The sequence below is a fragment of the Microcystis wesenbergii FACHB-1317 genome (assembly GCF_014696875.1).
In the GTDB taxonomy this organism is placed as follows: Bacteria; Cyanobacteriota; Cyanobacteriia; order Cyanobacteriales; family Microcystaceae; genus Microcystis; species Microcystis wesenbergii_A.
In genome coordinates, this window is the sequence record NZ_JACJQV010000035.1 from 1 (window position 1) to 3665 (window position 3665).

Consider the following 3665-nt stretch of genomic DNA (forward strand, 5'->3'; position numbering starts at 1 on the left):
CCTCGAATGGAAATTTTTTCTTTCTTCCAGACATCGATAATTTTTTGGCGAAAATCTACGGAATAGGGTCTCATAGGAAGCTGGTAAGTTCTATTATTTGTCTATTTGCTTTCTATTGTACCTCATAGCTCCAAGAATTGCTATAATTGTTACAAAGTGTATTGACCTTGAGTCCCTTTGCCTGATTTATGTATCAATTTGATACATAAACGTCGGGACATATAAACAGTTATAAGGTTGGTCAGGGTCAACCTCGATCGAAGTCGAGACGTTGACCTTTTAAATTCACTCAGGGGACTGAAGACCTTACTAGGCGGTTATTTCGGGCATTTCAACCCGATTTCATGCCTAAAGGTTTCGCACTTATATTATGAACAATAGTCAAGTTCTTAATTCTCGGTAAAATCGTCTTATGAGGGTAGAATTCTTAGTAGCCTGGGCAGCACAACAAAAATCCTTCGATAGCAATCCTGCTGTGAACAGCCAAACGGTGGGAGACATTCCTGAACTGGTTCTTGTCTTGATCCTGCTGCTACTGATTGCCACTGCCGTTGCTCTAGTAACCCAGCGATTACGCATTTCCTATGTGGCAGGTTTAGTGTTAGCAGGATTACCGATCACCGATCTGTTATCTCGTCGTATTGGGTTAGATCCGTTTTTAGTGCTTAACCTTTTTCTGCCGATTCTGATTTTTGAAGCGGCGATTAATACCGATATCAGCCGTCTTCGCAGTACCTTTAAACCGATCGCATTGCTGGCAGGACCCGGCTCGGTTTTTTCTGCGGCGATTATTGCAGTTTTGGTAAAATTTGGCCTAGGGCTAGATTGGATTCCCGCCTTACTGGTGGGAGTGATTCTGGCAAATACCGATACTGTCTCGATGATTGCCGTCTTTAAAGAAATTCGGGTTCCCTCTAGGCTCTCCACTATTGTGGAAGGGGAAACACTATTTAATGATGCAGCCGCACTCGTCACCTTCAATTTGCTCTTGGTGATTTACGCGACTGGAACCATCAGCACCACACAAGTCATCAAGGAAGTTTTGATCGTTGCGCTGGGTGGGGGATTAGTGGGCGGTGTCCTAGGCTACCTGTGTCTGCCTATCTATGTGCGCTTACGGGAGCCGCTGAGTAGCCTGTTGCTTACGGTTGCACTTGCCTTGGGAGCTTTTCAACTCGGGCAGTTTTTGGGTGTATCGGGAGCGGTGGCAGTAGTTATTGCTGGACTTGTCTTTGGTAACTTGGGGCTGCCTCGCAGCGCCTCTGCATCCGATCGCATTACCCTGATCAGTTTTTGGGAATATGCCGGTTTTATCGTCAATACCTTTATTTTTCTGCTTATTGGCATTGAAATCAACCCCTTGACCATCTGGCAAACCTTGCCATCGATTGTGCTGGTCATTTTGGCTTATCAATTGGGGCGTATTCTGTCAGTGTATTCTTTACTATGGGTACTTCGCCGGATCGATCGACCGATCCCCTTGCGCTGGCAACATATTCTGATTTTGGGCAACATCAAGGGTTCCCTCTCCATGGCCCTAGCAGTTGCCATTCCTTTGACTCTAACAGGACGGGAATTGATCATCGAGCTAGTCTTTGGGGCTGTGTTATTTTCTCTGGTCATCCAAGGATTAGCCTTACCCTGGCTAATTAAAAAGCTCGATATTAGTCAGGTTTCGGCAGTAACACGGGAGATTGGACAGTTACAGCTGCAGTTGATCGCGTCGAAAGCGGCACAAGATGAGTTAGCCAATTTACTGAAATCGGGCGTTTTACCGAAAGCAGTGTACGAAGAACTGTGGGCATCTTATCAGGCAAAAGTGGCGGTATCGGAACGGCGGCTGCGGGATGCTTATAATCAGTCTCGATCGGGGCAAATGGAGCCTAACAACGGTCAACTAGATGCCATTCGACGACGATTGTTCCTCGCTGAGAAGGCAGCCTTGAGCGATGCACTTCGCAAACGCATTGTACCAGAAGATTTAGTACAATCCTACGTCAAAGGTTTGGATGAGAAACTTCTATCGTTGGACGATGATTAGTTTGAATGCCGAGGTAATCGATCATGGGTTTGACGAATTCCGGACGAGTAACCACCAAAATAGTTGAGTCGGCTTCTAGGACGGTATTGCCGTTGGGAATCTCTAAACTGGCAGAAGCGTGACACTGATAGCCAATAATCAGCGAACCGGTCGGAAAGTTGGCATCTTGAGCGATTTGGGCAACGGTACGCCCAGCTACATAACAATCTCTGGGGACGGGCAGCTTTAGCACCTCCACTTGCCCCTGTTCAAAGTGCATCATCGATTCTACTTCGGGGTATTCGATCGCATTGGCCATGGTGACAACGGCTAAATCAATCGTGCTGATGATGTGACTAGCTCGAGCAAGACGATAGGCTTCGAGAAATTCGCGATCGCACATTCTCACCACAATATGGGAAATGCCATAACTTCTAGACAGGGTGACTAGGGCTAGATTCATCGCATCGTCTCTCAGTGCGGCAACAACCGCGTTAGCTTGTCGAATCCCCGCCTCTAGCAGAACTTTTGTCCTGACAGCGCTCCCCTCAAAGGCCATGACGCCGATTTTTTCCCGGGCAAACCGACAGGCTAAAGGGTCCACATCAACGATGGCGACGGTGTGTCCCAAGTCTAAAAGCTGTTGGGCTAAACCTAGCCCCATCATTCCCGCCCCACCAATTAAAACGTACATAGGGTCTGCTGAATAAATCTAAAAACCTTGTTGGATAGGAGTTTTAGACTTTTTTCCCCTCAAAAAGTGCCAGCCATTGCGGGGATCGGGGGGAAAATTCCGGGGCTTTTTCCCTGAAAATTAGGTAGTTCACCACCTGAAAATCGATAAAACCCCACACCCCCCCTGCCCCTAGGGTCGTTTCATTCTCGCAAATGTCATTCAATCAAATCCTTATCTGGCAAGGTTTTCAGTCAATTTCTCAGAACAAATATCTGAAAAATTTTTAAAATGCCTTGCTTTGCTTGCCCCGTAAGCGATTGAAGACAGACAAACAAGGAATCAAACTAGAGAATGAATCAGCCCTACCCCTGCCCCTAGGGCTGTTTCATTCTCCCATCAGAATATCAAAAGTAAAAGCGATCACTATCAGGTAAAATGATAAGTGACCGCCAACCTTTCAAATATATGTTGAGCTTAATAGAAAAACTGAAACAAGTCAAGGACTTTCGGAAAGATAAAGGAAAAAGACACCCTTTATGGATAGTATTAGTAGTAATAATACTGGGAACAATGCTAGGATACTCAGGTTATAGAGAACTAGGAGAGTTTGCTAAAAATAATCGGCACAGGCTGAGTAAAGAATTTAACATAATTCCAGAAAGAGTCCCATCCTCTTCAACAATTAGAAGGGTGATGATGGGAGTTGATGGTCAGATTTTGTTAAAAATGTTTAATGAATGGGCATTAGAAGAATATGGACAAAGAAGTGATATAAATTGGCTAGACATAGATGGAAAAAGTCTCAAAAACACTCTAAAGAATCCTAACAATGAACAACAAAATTTTATTATGTTTGTCTCATTGTTTAGTCAAGAAAGTGGCTTGGTATTACACTTAAAAAGAATTGAAAACAAAAAAGGGTCTGAAATCGACGAAGGTCAAGCTATAATTGAGGATTGCACTCTCCAA

At 44.7% G+C, this 3665-nt stretch carries 3 protein-coding genes; 2 read left to right on the forward strand and 1 reads right to left on the reverse strand.

Annotated elements, in window-relative coordinates; all coding sequences use genetic code 11:
- The first annotated feature begins 412 nt into the window (after positions 1-412).
- A complete protein-coding gene (locus H6F92_RS00590) occupies positions 413-2041 on the forward strand; it encodes a cation:proton antiporter (RefSeq protein ID WP_190356422.1) in 1629 nt (542 codons plus the stop codon).
- Here H6F92_RS00590 and H6F92_RS00595 read toward each other — a convergent pair.
- Positions 1998-2714 carry a potassium channel family protein gene (locus H6F92_RS00595; protein WP_190356423.1) on the reverse strand — a complete coding sequence of 239 codons (717 nt, stop codon included), beginning with the start codon at positions 2712-2714 and terminating at the stop codon, positions 1998-2000. The genes H6F92_RS00590 and H6F92_RS00595 overlap by 44 nt on opposite strands.
- A gap of 447 nt (positions 2715-3161) precedes the next feature.
- Between H6F92_RS00595 and H6F92_RS00600 the strand changes: the two genes are divergently transcribed.
- On the forward strand, positions 3162-3665 hold a 504-nt coding region (locus H6F92_RS00600; protein WP_190356424.1), incomplete at its 3' end, for an ISAs1 family transposase.

Coding starts and splice junctions, on each gene's coding strand:
- H6F92_RS00590 (WP_190356422.1), top strand. CDS start 413: ATGAGGGTAGAATTCTTAGTAGCCTGGGCAGCACAACAAAAATCCTTC.
- H6F92_RS00595 (WP_190356423.1), bottom strand. CDS start 2,714: ATGTACGTTTTAATTGGTGGGGCGGGAATGATGGGGCTAGGTTTAGCC.